The organism is Flavobacterium sp. WC2421 (genome assembly GCF_040822115.1).
Taxonomy (GTDB): domain Bacteria; phylum Bacteroidota; class Bacteroidia; order Flavobacteriales; family Flavobacteriaceae; genus Flavobacterium.
Genome location: NZ_CP162004.1, coordinates 3,657,795 through 3,674,124 on the forward strand (window position 1 = coordinate 3,657,795; position 16,330 = coordinate 3,674,124).

15 protein-coding genes are annotated in these 16,330 nt (G+C 32.5%); 2 read left to right on the forward strand and 13 right to left on the reverse strand.

Annotated features, from left to right (window positions below; translation table 11 throughout):
• Positions 1 to 71: 71 nt before the first annotated feature.
• From AB3G33_RS15595 to guaA, 11 genes are all read right to left on the reverse strand, one after another.
• Positions 72 to 482, reverse strand: a complete 411-nt coding sequence (locus AB3G33_RS15595) for a hypothetical protein (RefSeq protein WP_367754487.1) — start codon at positions 480 to 482, stop codon at positions 72 to 74.
• Positions 483 to 491: 9 nt separating this feature from the next.
• Complete coding sequence (locus AB3G33_RS15600; protein WP_367771325.1) at positions 492 to 1,436, reverse strand: NAD(P)H-dependent flavin oxidoreductase; 945 nt, start codon at positions 1,434 to 1,436, stop codon at positions 492 to 494.
• Between the two features lie 15 nt (positions 1,437 to 1,451).
• Positions 1,452 to 3,086, reverse strand: coding sequence for a S8 family serine peptidase (locus tag AB3G33_RS15605; protein ID WP_367771327.1), 1,635 nt, complete (start codon positions 3,084 to 3,086; stop codon positions 1,452 to 1,454).
• An 89-nt stretch (positions 3,087 to 3,175) separates the two neighbouring features.
• Complete coding sequence (mnmA, locus tag AB3G33_RS15610; RefSeq protein WP_367771330.1) at positions 3,176 to 4,363, reverse strand: tRNA 2-thiouridine(34) synthase MnmA; 1,188 nt, start codon at positions 4,361 to 4,363, stop codon at positions 3,176 to 3,178.
• Between the two features lie 73 nt (positions 4,364 to 4,436).
• A complete protein-coding gene (locus AB3G33_RS15615) occupies positions 4,437 to 5,144 on the reverse strand; it encodes a toxin-antitoxin system YwqK family antitoxin (RefSeq protein WP_367771333.1) in 708 nt (235 codons plus the stop codon).
• A 92-nt stretch (positions 5,145 to 5,236) separates the two neighbouring features.
• The gene (gene yidC, locus AB3G33_RS15620; RefSeq protein WP_367754492.1) at positions 5,237 to 7,135 is read right to left on the reverse strand and encodes a membrane protein insertase YidC; all 1,899 of its coding nucleotides are present in this window, start codon (positions 7,133 to 7,135) and stop codon (positions 5,237 to 5,239) included.
• 113 nt (positions 7,136 to 7,248) lie between these two features.
• On the reverse strand, positions 7,249 to 8,862 hold the full coding sequence (locus AB3G33_RS15625) for a CTP synthase (protein ID WP_367771336.1): 1,614 nt from the start codon (positions 8,860 to 8,862) through the stop codon (positions 7,249 to 7,251).
• 152 nt (positions 8,863 to 9,014) lie between these two features.
• Entirely contained in the window at positions 9,015 to 9,248 is a 234-nt protein-coding gene (locus AB3G33_RS15630) for a DUF3820 family protein (RefSeq protein WP_367771339.1), read from the reverse strand.
• Positions 9,249 to 9,333: 85 nt separating this feature from the next.
• The gene (locus tag AB3G33_RS15635; RefSeq protein WP_367771342.1) at positions 9,334 to 9,735 is read right to left on the reverse strand and encodes an OsmC family protein; all 402 of its coding nucleotides are present in this window, start codon (positions 9,733 to 9,735) and stop codon (positions 9,334 to 9,336) included.
• Entirely contained in the window at positions 9,735 to 11,726 is a 1,992-nt protein-coding gene (locus AB3G33_RS15640) for a LysM peptidoglycan-binding domain-containing protein (protein ID WP_367771345.1), read from the reverse strand. The genes AB3G33_RS15635 and AB3G33_RS15640 overlap by 1 nt, the downstream gene beginning before the upstream one ends.
• Before the next feature lie 126 nt (positions 11,727 to 11,852).
• Positions 11,853 to 13,382 (reverse strand): glutamine-hydrolyzing GMP synthase, encoded by a 1,530-nt coding sequence (guaA, locus tag AB3G33_RS15645; RefSeq protein WP_367754502.1) that lies wholly within the window; start codon positions 13,380 to 13,382, stop codon positions 11,853 to 11,855.
• A 273-nt stretch (positions 13,383 to 13,655) separates the two neighbouring features.
• Here guaA and AB3G33_RS15650 point away from each other — a divergent pair, with 273 nt between their 5' ends.
• Positions 13,656 to 14,183 (forward strand): hypothetical protein, encoded by a 528-nt coding sequence (locus AB3G33_RS15650; RefSeq protein WP_367771348.1) that lies wholly within the window; start codon positions 13,656 to 13,658, stop codon positions 14,181 to 14,183.
• Positions 14,184 to 14,207: 24 nt separating this feature from the next.
• On the opposite strand, the gene AB3G33_RS15655 is transcribed toward AB3G33_RS15650, so the two are convergent.
• Positions 14,208 to 14,909: a hypothetical protein gene (locus AB3G33_RS15655; protein WP_367771350.1), complete on the reverse strand. Its 702-nt coding sequence runs from the start codon at positions 14,907 to 14,909 to the stop codon at positions 14,208 to 14,210.
• Between the two features lie 159 nt (positions 14,910 to 15,068).
• A complete protein-coding gene (locus AB3G33_RS15660) occupies positions 15,069 to 15,665 on the reverse strand; it encodes a hypothetical protein (RefSeq protein ID WP_367771353.1) in 597 nt (198 codons plus the stop codon).
• A 228-nt stretch (positions 15,666 to 15,893) separates the two neighbouring features.
• Between AB3G33_RS15660 and AB3G33_RS15665 the strand changes: the two genes are divergently transcribed.
• Positions 15,894 to 16,277 carry a RidA family protein gene (locus AB3G33_RS15665; protein WP_367754510.1) on the forward strand — a complete coding sequence of 128 codons (384 nt, stop codon included), beginning with the start codon at positions 15,894 to 15,896 and terminating at the stop codon, positions 16,275 to 16,277.
• Positions 16,278 to 16,330 lie beyond the last annotated feature (53 nt).

A 16,330-nucleotide genomic window follows, 5' to 3' on the forward strand; every position in this document is an offset into this window, starting at 1 on the left:
TAAAGACCACGGTAAAAATTGTTTTTAAATCATAAAAAAGTCGCTATTCGCGACTTTTTTTATGATTTAAATTACATATTGAAAATATTATATACAATAATTCTGTTATCATAATTGATATACAATTGTTTTCTATTGTCCTGATTTTTTCTTGTAATAATTGATAAGGTACAATCCTCTCCATTATTATCTTTACAAGTAAAAGAATACACAATATCAGTATCATTTTCGGCTATTGGTTGATACACGATAATCTCAAATAACTGAATCACTTCTGAATAAATTACAAATCTGCTTTTATTAGTGTCCAATGAAACTAAAATGTTGACCAAATTCAAGTCGGACCATTTCCCCCATTTTCCTCTTTCGTTTTTTTCCAAAACACTAAACCCAGAAGTTTTAAACTTATAATTTTGACTGTATCCCTGCTGCAGACCAAGTCCTAAAAAAAGCAATATGATATATAATTTTATTTTAGTCATTTCTTTATATTAAAAATCAAATACTTCAACTTCTTTTCTAGCTGTGTCAAAATCAGCAATCATTTCAATTATAATTCCTTCAGCAGATTTAATTTCATTGATCACTCCTGCTATTTGCCCTATTTCTAGTTCTCCTTCAATTAAATCCCCTTCAAACATACCCCGTTTTGCTCGCGCTCTACCTAATAAATCAATTAATTCTTCTTTGGTTGGGCATTTTTCATAAAGCGCTTGAACATCATTATAGAATTTATTTTTCACTAAACGCACTGGAGCTAATTCTTTCAATGTCAATTGCGTTCCACCTTCTTTGACATCTAAGATTGTCTTTTTGAAATTTTCATGTGCTGATGATTCAATTGAGGCCGCAAACCTACTTCCTACTTGTACCCCATCAGCACCAAGAACCATAACAGCTAGCATTCCTCTCCCAGTTCCAATTCCTCCAGCTGCAATAATAGGAATTTTAATTTGTTCTTTAACTATTGGGATTAATGTTAATGTGGTTGTTTCATCCCTTCCATTATGACCACCAGCTTCAAAACCTTCAACAACAACAGCATCAACGCCTGCCTCTTGTGCTTTTAAAGCAAATACTAAACTACTCACAACATGAACAACAGTTATTCCTTTTTCTTTTAAAAATGATGTCCAGGTTTTGGGATTTCCTGCCGAAGTAAAAACGATTTTCACCTCTTCTTCGACAATTATTTTCATAATCTCTTCCAAGTTAGGATATAACATGGGAACGTTCACTCCAAATGGTTTTGACGTTTCTTTTTTACATTTTTGAATGTGCTCCCGTAAAACTTCCGGATACATTGATCCAGCACCTATCAACCCTAGTCCTCCAGCATTACTGACAGCGCTGGCCAATTTATGTCCACTAACCCAGATCATTCCTCCTTGGATTATTGGGTATTTAACATTGAAAAGTGTTGTTATTTTATTCATTTAGTAGATTAAATGTTACTGCTTTATAATTTTACCCATCTTTGAAAAACCATCCGATTCTATTTTATAAATGTAAACTCCATTACTTAAAGAATGTAATGAAATGGAATCTGAATTTGCACTCAGGTCTCTTTCTAGAATCTTTTGACCGGAAAAAGTATAAATAATTACTTTTCCTTTATTAAAACTTTCAGGAAATGAAACCGTAACAAAATCAGTTGTTGGATTGGGATACAGTACAAAACTAGTAGTAGAAAATTGATTTACATTTAGCGTTCCTTTATTCAAAGCTAAACTAAAATCAGGTATTCCATAACCATATTGATTTGTTGGATTGGTAAATCGATCTGCAGATTCAAGAATTAATTGTCGAATTTCTTTATTGGTTTTATTAGGAAATGCTTGCCAAAAACTCGCTATTATTCCTGCCATTATAGGACTGGAAAAAGAGGTGCCATTTGAAGTAATTATATTACCAAATTCATCTGATAAAACTGTCGAAACACCTTGTGCCATAACATCTGGTTTTATTCGCCCATCAAAAGAGGGGCCAATAGAACTAAAAGAAGCCCTAACCTCCGTTGCATTTACAGCACCAACAGCAAGCACTGAAACAGCATCAGCCGGGACTGCAATATAGGGATTTCTAGTTCCTCCTTCATTGCCTGCAGCTGTAACAACTATCATACCTCTACTAAAGGCTATTTCGGCTCCACGAGACATGAAAGCAGTCGTGCCATTCATTTCACTATAAGTATGGTTATAGGTTGAATTATCAAATTCAAAATAACCCAATGAAGTATTAATTACATCAACTCCCAAACTATCCGCTTTTTCTGCCGCTTCAACCCAAAGAGATTCCTCTATAGGATTTTCTGAAGTGGTATCTTCTGTAATAAATAAATAATAGGATGCATCAGGGGCACTACCAACTAAAGCATTTTCTTTATATCCTCCCATTGTGGAGAGCACCGAGGTTCCGTGTGAATTTCCTGTATAAAAATTTTCGCTCCTTGATACAAAATTATACCCTCCTAGTATTTGATTGTTATCTTTTAATCTTTGAAAAGGCAAGGCTGAATCCACTCCTGGATAACCAGCATCCATAATGGCAATTATTTTACCTGAACCAGTAAAATTTTGCTGATGTAAAAGCTGTCCATTCACCATTTGTATTTGATTTGCCGATGTTCCGTAAGTATAATCAGCTTTAATTCTCTTCGTTTTACTTTGCTCTTTAACGCTAGTTACCTTTGCTAGCTTTTCAGCTTTAACAGTCTTAGCACCTAGATTTAATGTTTTGTTTGCAAAATCAACTTTGTCTACAAAAGCAAAATCTTTTATTGAGTTTATTGCTGTTTGAGTTCCACGAACATGAATCGCATTTAACCATTTAGATTTAGCCATTACAGTAATTCCGGAAACCAATTTAACTTGGCTTACAAAGTCTTTATTCATTGGAATATCCATGAAGTCCAACGCAATACTTTGATTTGTCCTCCTATCCAAAGCTCTTTGAGTGAGCATCAGCAAAGGAGATTCATAATACGACTGCGAATTTGCTTTGGCATTAAAGTACACCCAAGCATCCTCTTGAGAAAAAGCGAATGTAGTCAGAAATAAAAAGAAGAATAAACAAAGCTTTTTCATAGTTAACAATTAGAATCAAGAAAACGTATTGAAATAAATATCTTCTGGTAATAGTTTTTTTTTAACAATCTCAAAAATAAAACAGCAAGCTAAGAAATAACTCCCGAACCAACTAATTCATCTCCAATATACCAAGCTGCAAATTGACCTTCCGTTATTGCGGATTGTGGATCTTCAAAAGACACATACATCCCATTTTCAAATTGATGCAATACTGCTTTTTGTAATGGTTGTCTGTACCGTATTCTTGCCATCACTTCCATCGATTCTCCATTGGCCAATGCCAAATCATTACGAATCCAATGTACTTCTTCTTTTTCGATAAACAGTCCTTTCCTAAACAAACCAGGATGCTGGCTGCTTAAACCCGTATAAATTGTATTGGTCTCTACATTTGTTGCAATTATAAATAAGGGATCAGTTGTTCCTCCTACATTTAATCCTTTGCGTTGCCCAATGGTAAAATAATGTGCGCCTTGATGTTTTCCAACTATTTTACCCATTTCTGGAGTGTAATGAATTTTATTAGAAGCTATTATTAATTTTTCTTCAAGGGATAGTTCTTCTTGTTCATTAAAATTATAAATAGAATCATTTTTATCAATCTGAATTATTGTTCCCTCTTTTGGCTGCAATTTTTGTTGCAAAAATTCAGGCAAACGTACTTTCCCAATGAAACATAACCCTTGAGAATCTTTCTTTTCAGCCGTAACTAGTTCCATTTCGGCCGCAATTTCTCGTACTTCAGGCTTCGTTAGCTCCCCAATAGGAAATAACGATTTGGCTAATTGCTCTTGTGATAATTGACAAAGAAAATAAGATTGATCTTTATTATTATCAGCCCCAGCAATCAATTGATAAACGGTTTCTCCATTGACTTCTATTTCACTCTTTTTACAATAATGTCCTGTCGCTACATAATCAGCACCAAGACTTAAAGCAATTTTCATAAAAACATCAAATTTAATTTCGCGATTACAAAGCACATCTGGATTTGGAGTACGTCCTTTTTCATATTCGCTAAACATATAGTCAACGATCTTTTCTTGGTATTCTTCACTTAAATCTACAGTTTGAAAAGGGATTCCTAGTTTTTCAGCCACTAGTAATGCATCGTTACTGTCTTCAAGCCATGGGCACTCATTAGAAATAGTAACGGAGTCATCATGCCAATTCTTCATAAAAAGACCAATCACTTCATATCCTTGTTTTTGCAGCAAATAAGCTGCAACACTTGAATCCACACCTCCAGAAAGTCCTACTACAACACGTTTCATTTCAAAATCTTTATTAATTTTATAAGACTGCAAAGTTACAAAGTTTTATTACAGTATTAGTTCCAACTTAAAGTTAATTGCGCTTGGCTTTTGGAGCACTTTGAGTAGCACTCATATTTACTTCTTTGACTCCTTTTCCTTTTTCAAAAAACTGCCAAACACCTGTTTTTTTTCCATTGATAAATTGTCCTTTTGAAACTACAGATCCATCAGGGTCTTTAAAAATAGCCAAGCCATTATATTCATTATTCTTATAAACGGATTCTTCAAGAACAATTCCGTTTTCAGAATATTTCTTATAATTTCCATCTTTAAAATTGGCAACATAAAAAGCTTCTTCAGCGATTTTACCACTGAGATAATATACACTTCTCACTCCTTCCAATTTCCCTTTTTTATAATTTTCGGTTGTCATAATCTTATCTGATGCTTGATGGTAATATTTCCATGGGCCTTCATATAATTTATTGATGACATTACCTTCACTTACTTTGTTGTTTTTTTGATCATAAAAAATAGTATAGGCTCCATTGCCATTCAAGTTGAATTCTCTCGTAGCGATTACAGAACCTAGCTTAGTGTCATCAAAAAACTTAAAAAGCCCTACTTCTTTTCCATGTAAAAAACTTCCTTCATATCTTAGTCTTTTAGACTCTTCATAAATGCCTTTCCAGATTCCATGCTTTTTCCCATTTGCATCTAATACATTGGATTGTGCTTGAAGTAAAAAAACATTTGATAAAAGCAAGACCAATAATGCTACCTTACAAAATACTTTCATAAATACTTTTTTAATACTAACGTTTCCGTGAAATTAAAATTACATTTAAAATAAAAAAATCCCGAATTAACGAGATTTTTTTTAAACTTAAATTATTTCTTTTTTTGTTCTGCTTTAATAGCTTCTTGTTGTGCCATAACTTCTTGCAGTTTTCTTTGAAACTTACCTTGTTTTTTGGGCTCTTTCAATTTGTTTTCTTGAATTTGAGCGTGAATTTTATCACTATCAATGATATAATTCTTAATTACAAGCATAATTCCAATTGTAATAGAGTTAGATATAAAATAGTACAAACTCAGTCCAGCTGCATAATTATTGAAGAAAAGCAACATCATTAATGGTGAAATATAAATCATCACTTTCATCATTTTAGCCATATCTGGCATCCCTTCTTGTTGAGGAGCTGCCATTTGTTGATCTCCAGTTGTCATTTTCATATAAAAGAAAATAGCAATAGAAGCTAATATTGGAAACAAACTAATATGATTCCCATAAGCTGGAATATGAAACGGTAATTCATAAACAGAGTCATAAGACGATAAATCATCTGCCCAAAGGAACCCTTTTTGTCTTAAACTGATTGCCGAAGGGAAAAACTGAAACAATGCATAGAATACTGGCATTTGCAATAAACCTGGTACACAACCGGCCATTGGGTTTACGCCTGCTTTATTATACAACTTCATTGTTTCTTGCTGTTTTTTCATTGGGTCTTTTTTAAATTTCTCCCCCAATTCAGCAATTTCCGGTCTCAATACTTTCATTTTTGCTTGTGACAAAAATGATTTATAGGTTATAGGAGACATTACCAGTTTGACTAATATTGTAAACAATACAATCGCCCAACCTTGTTGTAAGAACAAAGTCAAGAAACCAAACATTGGAATAAAAGCATGACGGTTAATCCAACCGAAAATTCCCCATCCTAATGCAACAATATCTTCTAAATTACGATCGTACGATTTCAACAATTTATAATCTGTTGGACCATAGTACCAATTCATTTTCTGGTCAATTTCTCCATTTTTAAAAGCCAATGGAACAGTTGCTTTAAATTGTTTGGTGTAAGTTGTATCAACATTATCACCACCAACCAAATTATTAGAATACAATTCCGCTTTTTCAAAAGGAGTGCTAGTCAATAAAATAGAAGAAAAGAAATGTTGTTTGTAGGCGATATAAGAAACACCTTCAACAGTTTCTGTTTTATCTTTACCAGAACCCATATAATTACTCTTACCATCTTCATGCTCATAGTACATCTCAGAATAACGGTTTTCAGTAGTTATACTTTTTTCATTAGTATACCCTTTTAAATCCCACTCTAAATTTAATGGTTTTGATGTATTCAATACTTTACTCAATCCTTGAGATTGAATATCAAAATCCAACATGTAATTATCGGCTTTCAAAACATATTTATATTCTAAATATTGGTCGTCAGCTGATTTCAAACGCATTGTCAAAATTTGGTCTTCCCCATTTTTTGTCAAAGTGGGTTCAAAATATAAATCCTTAGTATTTAAAGTATGATTATCACTTGTAAACAACTGAATATTTAAATTGGCATTATTGTCTTTAATCAACTTCACCAATTCTCCAGAACCTTTTTTAAATTTTTCAAAATTCTTTAAGGTTGCTTCAACAATATATCCACCCTTATTAGCAATTTTTAGTATTACTAATTTATTTTCGATAGTTGTATAAGCTTCTTTAGCTGAAGGAAGTGCTGCAGAATAAGCAAAATTCCCTAATGACTTTTGCAATTGAGCCATTTGTAGTGTATCTCCAACCGCCACAGTTGCTGGAACTGTAATCGTTTTTGAAGCATCTTCTTTGGATTTAGCTTCTTTTACAACCAACTCTTTTTTGGCTTTTTCTGCCGCAATATCTTTTTCAGATGGCTGATTGTTATACATTATCCATATTAATATCCCAAATATCAATATAAAACCAATTATCGAATTAGGATCAAATTTTTTTTCTTCCATTATAATTTTTGTTCAAAGTTTAATGTTTTGAGTGCTTATAGCAACTCGCAACAATTAGAATTAGTATTCTTGTGTTTAATTATTGATACAACAATCAAACTGGTTGTTGAATATTATTTTTTACTTGCTTTTACAGCCGCTGCCACAAAATTCACAAAAAGTGGATGTGGGTTAGCTACCGTACTTTTATATTCTGGATGGTACTGTACTCCAATAAAAAAAGGATGATCTTCTAATTCTATAATTTCTACCAAACCTGTATCTGGATTCACTCCAGAAGCTTTTAATCCTGCCTCATGCAAAACATTTACATACGCACTATTGTATTCGTAACGGTGACGGTGACGTTCTGATATTGTAGTTTGACCATAGATTTTATGTGCCAAAGTATTAGGCTTAATATCACATTTCCAAGCTCCCAGACGCATTGTCCCTCCTTTGTCAGTAACATTTTTCTGCTCTTCCATTAAATTCACCACAGGATGTGTGGTTTGTTCATTCATCTCTGTTGAATTTGCATCAGCATAACCTAAAATATTTCTTGAATATTCGATTACTGCCATTTGCATTCCTAAACAAATTCCGAAAAAAGGCATTTTATTTTCACGTGCATATTGAACTGCAGCAATTTTACCTTCAATTCCTCTTTCCCCAAATCCTGGAGCTACTAATATAGCATCAAGGTCTTTGAATTTTTCATTTACATTTGAAGCATCTATATATTCCGAATGGATAGAAATAACGTTCACTTTAGTTTCATTGGCAGCACCTGAATGAATAAAAGCTTCCAAAATTGATTTATAACAATCTTGCATTTCAACATATTTCCCAATCAAACCAATATTTATAGTATGTTTTGGATTTTTTATTCGACGTAGAAAAGTATTCCAGTTTTTTAAATCTGGAGCCGCTTTTTTAGGTAAATCTAATTTTTTTAAGGCTACAACATCAAGTCCTTCTTCTAGCATTAAATTAGGAACTTCATAAATAGTAGAAGCATCAATTGATTGAATAACTGCTTCTCTTTTTACATTACAAAATAAAGCCAATTTATTACGAATTTCATCCGAAATTTCATGTTCCGTTCTACAAACTAAAATATCCGCTTTTATTCCGCTTTCCATCAATGTTTTTACGGAATGCTGTGTAGGTTTTGTTTTCAATTCCCCAGCAGCAGCTAAATAAGGCACCAAAGTTAAATGAATAACAATAGCATTATGCTCTCCCATATCCCAAACTAACTGACGAACAGACTCAATATATGGTAAGGATTCAATATCTCCAACAGTACCACCAATTTCAGTGATAACTATATCAAAATCACCTGTTTTACCAAGTAATTGCATTCTATCTTTAATTTCATTGGTAATATGAGGTACTACTTGTACTGTTTTACCTAGAAATTCTCCTCTTCTTTCTTTTTCAATAACCGAAAGATAAATTCTTCCCGTAGTGACATTATTCGCCTGAGAAGTAGGAACATTTAAAAAACGCTCATAATGACCTAAATCCAAATCTGTTTCTGCTCCATCATCCGTTACATAACACTCCCCATGTTCATAAGGATTTAGTGTTCCTGGGTCAACATTTAAGTAAGGATCAAACTTTTGAATAGTTGTCCTATATCCTCTTGCTTGTAACAGTTTTGCTAAAGATGCTGCAATAATTCCTTTTCCTAAGGAAGAAGTCACACCTCCTGTAACAAAAATATATTTTGTTTGATTCATTATGTTGTTGTTTGTATTGTAGTTGTGTAAAAAACTTGGCAAAAATACGATTATATATTGAGAAAATACTAATTTAGAAATGAGATAATTTGGAAAATTGACAATTGTTTAACGTCGTTATTTAAAAATAAAAACAGCATTAATTTAAGAAATTAACGCTGTTTTGGATATCTTTTTTTAATATTTAGTATCAATTCTTCTAACCCATTCAATTTTATCTCGTAAATTAGTTTTAATTGCTCTCCTAATTCTCCTTTTGGAAATCCTTTATTATGATACCAAACCACATAATATTCTGGTAAATTTATCAGATATCTTCCTACATATTTACCAAAAGGCATTTTAGTATGAGCGAGCTTAATCAGTTGTTCTTGATTTTTATCCATTTTTCAAACTTAGAAAAAAAAGCAAAAGTTAAGATGCCAAAAGTTCTAAACCTCGTGCATCTTAACTCCCACTTTACATTTCTTTTTATTTCCAGTTAAAAGTAATTCGCTTCTCTATTTCAACATTCAAACTTAGAAAAACAGGACATGTCATCGCCGTTCTTTCTAAAATAGTTTTGTTTTTTTGATCCGCATCGACATTCATATGAAAAATTATTTCGATTGCTCCAATTCTTCTTGGTTCGGCATTCATAATTTTAGTTACTTCTGCAGTAGATCCTGTCAAATCGACATTCAAATCACGCGCTTTTATACCCATCACAGTCATCATGCAACTTGCCAACGCATTAGCTACTGTGTCTGTTGGCGAAAAAGCTTCTCCTTTTCCATTATTATCTATAGGTGCGTCCGAAACAATTTCACTTCCAGATTGCAAATGAATTGATACTGTCCTTAAATCACCCAAATAGGTTACTTTTGATGTCATTAGTTTGCTTCTTTTATTGTTAAATCGGAATCGTAGTACATTATGAAAACACCTTTGTTGGTATAACCACCATCCTCTTTTTTATAATACTCAAACTTATTCTCAATTTGTTTAGTTGCTGCTGAATTTACCGTTTCCTCAAAAGTTTTATTTTGAACCAATCGCATCATCGTATCAAAAGTCACATCAAATCCACGAGTAGCATAATCACTAGGATAAATGGAATTTATTTTTTTAAATTCTTTTTCAAAAACAATACCACCTGGAGTCTCATCATCTCGAGTCACTGATGGATACATTAGTTTCAACTTAATCAAATTGGCAAACTTAATTTCATCTGTATCCAACGTTTCATTAGGCTCTAATATCACCAATTGAACCTGATAATCAGACATAGAACCTACCATTGCTGCGATAGTCGTTTTTATCATCCATGTATTTCCAGTTTCCATAACTACATAATTCATCTTTCCTTTCTGTAGCATGCTTTTCAAACTTTCTGCAGACACGCTTCCATTTTCTTTGAAAGCTACAAATGGAACGTCTTTTTGGTATTCTTTGATATATTGAACTATGGATTCCTTTTTCTTATCTACAACCGCCATAATATTTCCATTATGCGCTCTCATATAATCAAACATGGTGTTTTTTATCACTTCACTAGTTGGAATTGTTTGATATAAATTAGTATACGGGTTTCCAACATCTTTTGAAAGTGGAGAAATCACTGGAATGTTATTTACACTCAATAACTGAGCAGCAATTTCAGCATTACTTTGATAAAAAGGACCAATAATTGCATTGGCCGTTTCAAGATTGTTCTTTTTGATAATTGAAGCTACATTTGAGCTATTTTTAGTTTCCTGCGAATCGTATATCTCGATATCTAAAGGAAGTCCTAATGTTTTAGCAGAATCAATTGCCATCAATGCGCCTGCATAAAAGTCCAAAGTCATATTCAAAAACTTATCCTTCTTCAAACGAGATGCATTAGAATTGATCGTATCACTTTCAATTAAAGGAATATTAAATGGTAATAATAAAACCATTCTTTTACGGTAACCTAAATTATTATTTTTGGTTAACGCTGCGTATTCTTTTCTTTCTTCATTTACAAGAGAAGTTTTAACTGGAACTTTTAAAATCATCCCAATTTCAACTCCATTTTTCAGTTCCGGATTAAGAGCAACAAACTCTTCCTGACTCATCCCATAAGTTTTAGATAAGCTATAAAGTGTTTCTTTAGGCTGTACTTCATAAGTGGAGTACTTAACCTCCGTCGAAGTTGCTATTGGAATTTGCTTTACAATTTCTTTTTTAACTTCCTTTGTTTCCTTTTTTAAATCCGCTTGCTCCATTACTTTTGGAGCAGTCCCTTTAATTATTAATCGATACCCAATTGGCAAATTAGATACTACTTCGGGATTGCGTTTTTCTAATTCTGCAATTGAAATTCCATATTGTTTAGCAATGGAGTATTTAGTTTCTTTTGCGAGTACATCATGATACACGTACTTCTCTTGAGTTACTGTTGCCACTTTATTGACAACCGAATTTTTTACACTATTTTTCGAAGGAATCGTTAATACTTGTCCTATTTGCAAACCCTCTTTCTCAATAAAAGGATTGGCCTTTTTTAAATCTTCGTCAGAGACACCATATTTTTTTTCAATTCCATATAAAGTTTCTTTAGGAGTCACTTCATGCGTTACACCTGTTGGTCCTTTTACATTAGAATTAATAGGATTACTTTTAATCTCAACTATTTTAGCTCCAGATTTTTTTGGAATTAGCAAAACACTGTTTGGCTTTAATCCGCTTTGTGCATCTGGATTTAGTTGATAGATATCAAATGGAGTCACTTGATATTTTTGTGCAATTTGGCTTATCGTCTCTCCTTTTTCTACTTTATGTGTAATTGCTTTTTCTTGGGAAGAAATAGAATTAACAGACATTAAAATAGTAATACAAATCGCTAAAAAATATTTCATTATTCTTATTTATAAAATTATTGTTTCAAAGATAAGAAAACGGTATCAAATTTTATTCCAAAATCTGATACCGTCTTTATAATAATAGTAAAATTAATGATTCTTACAAACCAAAAACGCTACATTTTATTCCCATTCTATAGTTGCTGGTGGCTTTGAGCTAATATCATATACCACTCTATTTACCCCTTTTACTTTATTAATAATATCATTTGACACTTTCATTAAGAAATCATAAGGCAAGTGTACCCAGTCAGCAGTCATACCATCTGTAGACTCTACTGCGCGAAGCGCTACTACTTTTTCATAAGTACGCTCATCACCCATTACACCTACACTATTCACAGGAAGCAAAATAGCTCCTGCTTGCCAAACTTTATCGTATAATCCCCAAGATTTTAGTCCGTCAATGAAGACTTTATCAACATCTTGTAAAATTTGTACTTTTTCAGGAGTGATATCTCCTAAAATACGAATGGACAATCCTGGTCCTGGAAAAGGATGTCTTCCTAATAATTCAGGATCAATTCCTAATGATGCACCTACTCTACGCACTTCATCTTTAAAAAGCATACGAAGCGGTTCTACAATTTTCAATTTCATATAGTCAGGTAATCCACCTACATTATGATGCGATTTAATGGTAGCTGAAGGTCCTTTTACCGAAACTGATTCAATTACATCCGGATAAATTGTTCCTTGTGCTAACCATTTTACGTCTTCAATAAGATGTGACTCATCATCAAAAACTTCGATAAAAACCCTTCCGATAATTTTACGTTTGGTTTCTGGATCACTAACTCCTGCCAATTCTGACAAGAAACGATCACCCGAATCAACTCCTTTCACATTCAATCCCATTCCTTTGTATTGATCTAATACGCTTTGGAATTCGTTTTTACGAAGCAATCCGTTATTTACAAAAATACAGTATAGGTTTTTACCAATAGCTTGATGTAATAAAACAGCTGCTACAGTTGAATCTACTCCTCCAGAAAGTCCAAGGACTACTTTGTCATCTTGTAATTTCTCTTTCAATTCTGCAACCATTTCCTCTACAAAAGCATTTGGTGTGAAATTTTGAGGAACATCAGCTATTTTAACCAAGAAATTCTCTAACATTTTTGATCCATCAGTAGAATGAAAAACCTCAGGGTGATACTGTATTGCGTAAGTAGTTTCACCTTCAATCTTGTACGCTGCAAATTCCACATCATGTGTACTAGCAAGCTTCACTCCATTAGTAGGTAATCCTTTAATACTGTCGCTATGACTCATCCAAACCTGACTGTTAAGGTCAACTCCTTCAAAGAAAATTTCTTCTTCTTTTATATAAGATAAATTAGCTCTACCATATTCTCTTGTATTTGATGCTGCTACTTCGCCACCACTAAAGTGAGCTAAATATTGGGCACCGTAACAAACGGCTAACATGGGTAATTTCCCTCTGATTTGAGATAAATCAGGATGTGGAGCGTCTTCTGAACGAACAGAAAAGGGGCTTCCACCTAGAATTACGGCTTTATAACTTGATAAATCACTCGGAAAATGATTGTATGGGAAAATTTCGCAGAATATATTTAATTCGCGAACTCTACGCGCAATAAGTTGAGTATATTGCGATCCGAAATCTAAAATAAGTACGTTGTGTTGCATGCGCAAAAATACTTTTTATATTCGGAATTGAAAAATTGAAATTTGAAAAATATTTATTTTTTTTTACAACAAACTTTATTGCACTATTTACAAGCCGAAATAGTAATTTTAGAACTACTAATGAAAAGCACGATCAAAAAGTATTTAAACACAAAAAACGCTCCTGCTTCATTAAAGAACTTTCTGTATTTAATATAGTATATTTGCCAATCATACATTCAACCTATTTATTCAAAATACACTTTGAGTATGTGACCCAAATTTAAAAAGAAGATGAAAATAAAATCATATACCGTTATCGCTCTATTGTCCTTAGTTGTTTTTTCATGCAGTGTAATTGACAACCTACTCACTTTTACCGTTTCAAACCAAACTGAGTTTAAAATCGCTAGTAATTTCCCACTTAATGTGGCAAGCGGCATCGTTACACCAGATGTTCCGACCAACTCAAGTGCCCAATTTGATAATAATAACACGAAAGCTAACTTAGTAAAAGACGTTAAGTTAAAAGAATTGAAACTAAGTATAACAGATCCAACCAATAAAACATTTAGCTTTTTAAAATCAATACACATCTATATTTCAACAGATGCAAATGATGAAGTAGAATTAGCTTATTTAGATAATGTCAACGCTACCACAAACACAATAATGCTAACACCAACTTCTGAAAAATTAGATAAATATATCAAGGCATCCAGCTATAAATTAAGAACTGAAGCTGTCATTAAAGAATCTTTAACTACAGATATAACAGTTAAAGCAGATATGAAATTCCAAGTAACAGCTGATCCTTTTTAATTTAAAAAGGACAAAGACCGACTCTTATTCTTTTATAAATGTAAATTTAGACTTGACTCCTGTATCAAAATTATTCCACAAGTCAGACAATAACAAGTTTCCGTCGTTGTCATAAATATAAAAAGCGCCCGTATTCCCACCTAAAGCTCCACGATTCAGGGCTTCCAACTCTAGATAATTCAATCCCTCTTGAAGTTCGATTTTAATATCTTTTAAATTGCCTTCTAAGTATAAATTATTGGCTAGAACCGTACTCTTATAATTTTGTATAATAGTGGCTTTTATTAAATCGCCATCAATAGCGCCATAATCTCTTACTCGAATCACTAAGTTTTTAGACTTCGTACGAATAATTCCAAAACTTAAGTCCTTTTCATTTAAATAAGAAGTATCTTCTTTTAATCCATTATTGACTAATGATTTATCAATACTTTTATTCAATTTATCTCTTACTTCATCACCTGGATTTACAAAATCATTAGTTCTAGTCATCGAAATGGGATCAGGATCACCAATTTTAAAATTGGTACTAGGCAGTTTGGATTCTGGTTTTTTAAATAGATTAGGTGCTAAAATATCTGGAGGAGCCACTGTTACTGGTGCAGCTTTTTTAGCTTTAATACCTGTATCCAAAGGTGGTATTGCCTTAAACTTAGAACTAAACTCCATTTGAGAATAGCCGTTTATTGCAAAACACATCATAATTGCCAGTAATACCTGCTTCATATTATACCACTTTGTTTTAATTACTCTAAATATTGAGATGCCACAAATATACCAAGCTTTCTATTTAGAAAACAAAACCTCGAGCGAACATTAAAAAAAATTTAACCTAATCAATCTTAAATATTACTTTAAAACCTATCTTTTATATAAAAAATGTACTTATTCTTTGTTTATGATTATAGTAGCCATATATCCAATACCTATGTTCCATTGGCTAGACGAAATTAACTTCCCTTTATCGTCATACACTTGAAATTCGGCTGTATTAGGTGGTGCAAAACCTTCATTTAATGCCTCAAAATCGATTCTATTAGTTCCTTTTTCAAGTTTTACATCAAATACTTTAAAGTTACCATCCAAAAGGACATCATAATCTATAACCTTATAATTTACATAAATCCTAATTCTATCCCCATCGACATAAGCTCCATCACGATATTGTACTCTTGCCGTTTTAGAACTCGTTTTATAAACGCCTAAATCTTGATTTCTTCTGTACGCTTCAGAAGCTACAATAACGTTACTTTTAGGTACTTTAAAATTATTTTCTGGTATTGCAGTAGCAAAATAAGGCAATACTTTAGGTGGTCCCGGAATTGATGGGACTAATGATTTAGCCTTCGGTTCTTTAGCCTTAGGTGGAATCGCTTTAAACTTTGTGCTAAATTCTTCCTGTGAATATCCATTAAAAACCATCCCTAAAAGGAAAAGAAAGAGAAAAATTCGATTCAAAAAAATTTTATTATTATTCATCATTTCTTTTTAAATTAAAACCACTTTATAAAATCGGCAACCTCTAATTATAAACTCCTATTTATAACTATAAATTTCAATAAATATTACTTTTTCAAGCAAAAAAACATTTTATTAAAAACGAACATTTTATATAAAATCAGTGTTTTTTACTTTACTATATTTTTATAAATTGCAAAAAATATACCAAAATTTAAATTGAGTAGAAATCAACAATAAAAAACGAATAAAATGAAAAGAGAAAACATATTAACAGGCTCTCCTTGGGAAGATAAAATGGGTTACTGTCGTGCGGTACGCATTGGAAACATTATTGAAGTTTCAGGTACAGTAGCTATTGTAGATGGTGAAAAAGTAACCGCAACGGATGCTTACGCACAAACATTCAATATTCTTGAAAGAGTAGAAAAAGTTTTAGAAGACCTAAATGCAAGTATGAAAGATGTGATTCGTACTCGAATATTTACCACTGACATCACAACATTTGAAGCGGTTGCTACGGCGCATGCAGCCTTTTTTAAAGATGTAAAACCAACTACAGGTTTTTACGAAATAAGCAAATTAGTGGCTCCAGAATACCTTGTTGAAATAGAGTTTACTGCTGTACTTGCTTAAAAACAGCATAATTTAAAAGGATTGTAATACTTTAGCAAAATAAAGCATTACAA

What these genes read in the sequence shown, in the direction of transcription:
- AB3G33_RS15595 (WP_367754487.1), bottom strand. Translation starts at nt 482, where the DNA reads ATGACTAAAATAAAATTATATATCATATTGCTTTTTTTAGGACTTGGT.
- AB3G33_RS15600 (WP_367771325.1), bottom strand. Translation starts at nt 1,436, where the DNA reads ATGAATAAAATAACAACACTTTTCAATGTTAAATACCCAATAATCCAA.
- AB3G33_RS15605 (WP_367771327.1), bottom strand. Translation starts at nt 3,086, where the DNA reads ATGAAAAAGCTTTGTTTATTCTTCTTTTTATTTCTGACTACATTCGCT.
- mnmA (WP_367771330.1), bottom strand. Translation starts at nt 4,363, where the DNA reads ATGAAACGTGTTGTAGTAGGACTTTCTGGAGGTGTGGATTCAAGTGTT.
- AB3G33_RS15615 (WP_367771333.1), bottom strand. Translation starts at nt 5,144, where the DNA reads ATGAAAGTATTTTGTAAGGTAGCATTATTGGTCTTGCTTTTATCAAAT.
- yidC (WP_367754492.1), bottom strand. Translation starts at nt 7,135, where the DNA reads ATGGAAGAAAAAAAATTTGATCCTAATTCGATAATTGGTTTTATATTG.
- AB3G33_RS15625 (WP_367771336.1), bottom strand. Translation starts at nt 8,862, where the DNA reads ATGAATCAAACAAAATATATTTTTGTTACAGGAGGTGTGACTTCTTCC.
- AB3G33_RS15630 (WP_367771339.1), bottom strand. Translation starts at nt 9,248, where the DNA reads ATGGATAAAAATCAAGAACAACTGATTAAGCTCGCTCATACTAAAATG.
- AB3G33_RS15635 (WP_367771342.1), bottom strand. Translation starts at nt 9,735, where the DNA reads ATGACATCAAAAGTAACCTATTTGGGTGATTTAAGGACAGTATCAATT.
- AB3G33_RS15640 (WP_367771345.1), bottom strand. Translation starts at nt 11,726, where the DNA reads ATGAAATATTTTTTAGCGATTTGTATTACTATTTTAATGTCTGTTAAT.
- guaA (WP_367754502.1), bottom strand. Translation starts at nt 13,382, where the DNA reads ATGCAACACAACGTACTTATTTTAGATTTCGGATCGCAATATACTCAA.
- AB3G33_RS15650 (WP_367771348.1), top strand. Translation starts at nt 13,656, where the DNA reads ATGAAAATAAAATCATATACCGTTATCGCTCTATTGTCCTTAGTTGTT.
- AB3G33_RS15655 (WP_367771350.1), bottom strand. Translation starts at nt 14,909, where the DNA reads ATGAAGCAGGTATTACTGGCAATTATGATGTGTTTTGCAATAAACGGC.
- AB3G33_RS15660 (WP_367771353.1), bottom strand. Translation starts at nt 15,665, where the DNA reads ATGATGAATAATAATAAAATTTTTTTGAATCGAATTTTTCTCTTTCTT.
- AB3G33_RS15665 (WP_367754510.1), top strand. Translation starts at nt 15,894, where the DNA reads ATGAAAAGAGAAAACATATTAACAGGCTCTCCTTGGGAAGATAAAATG.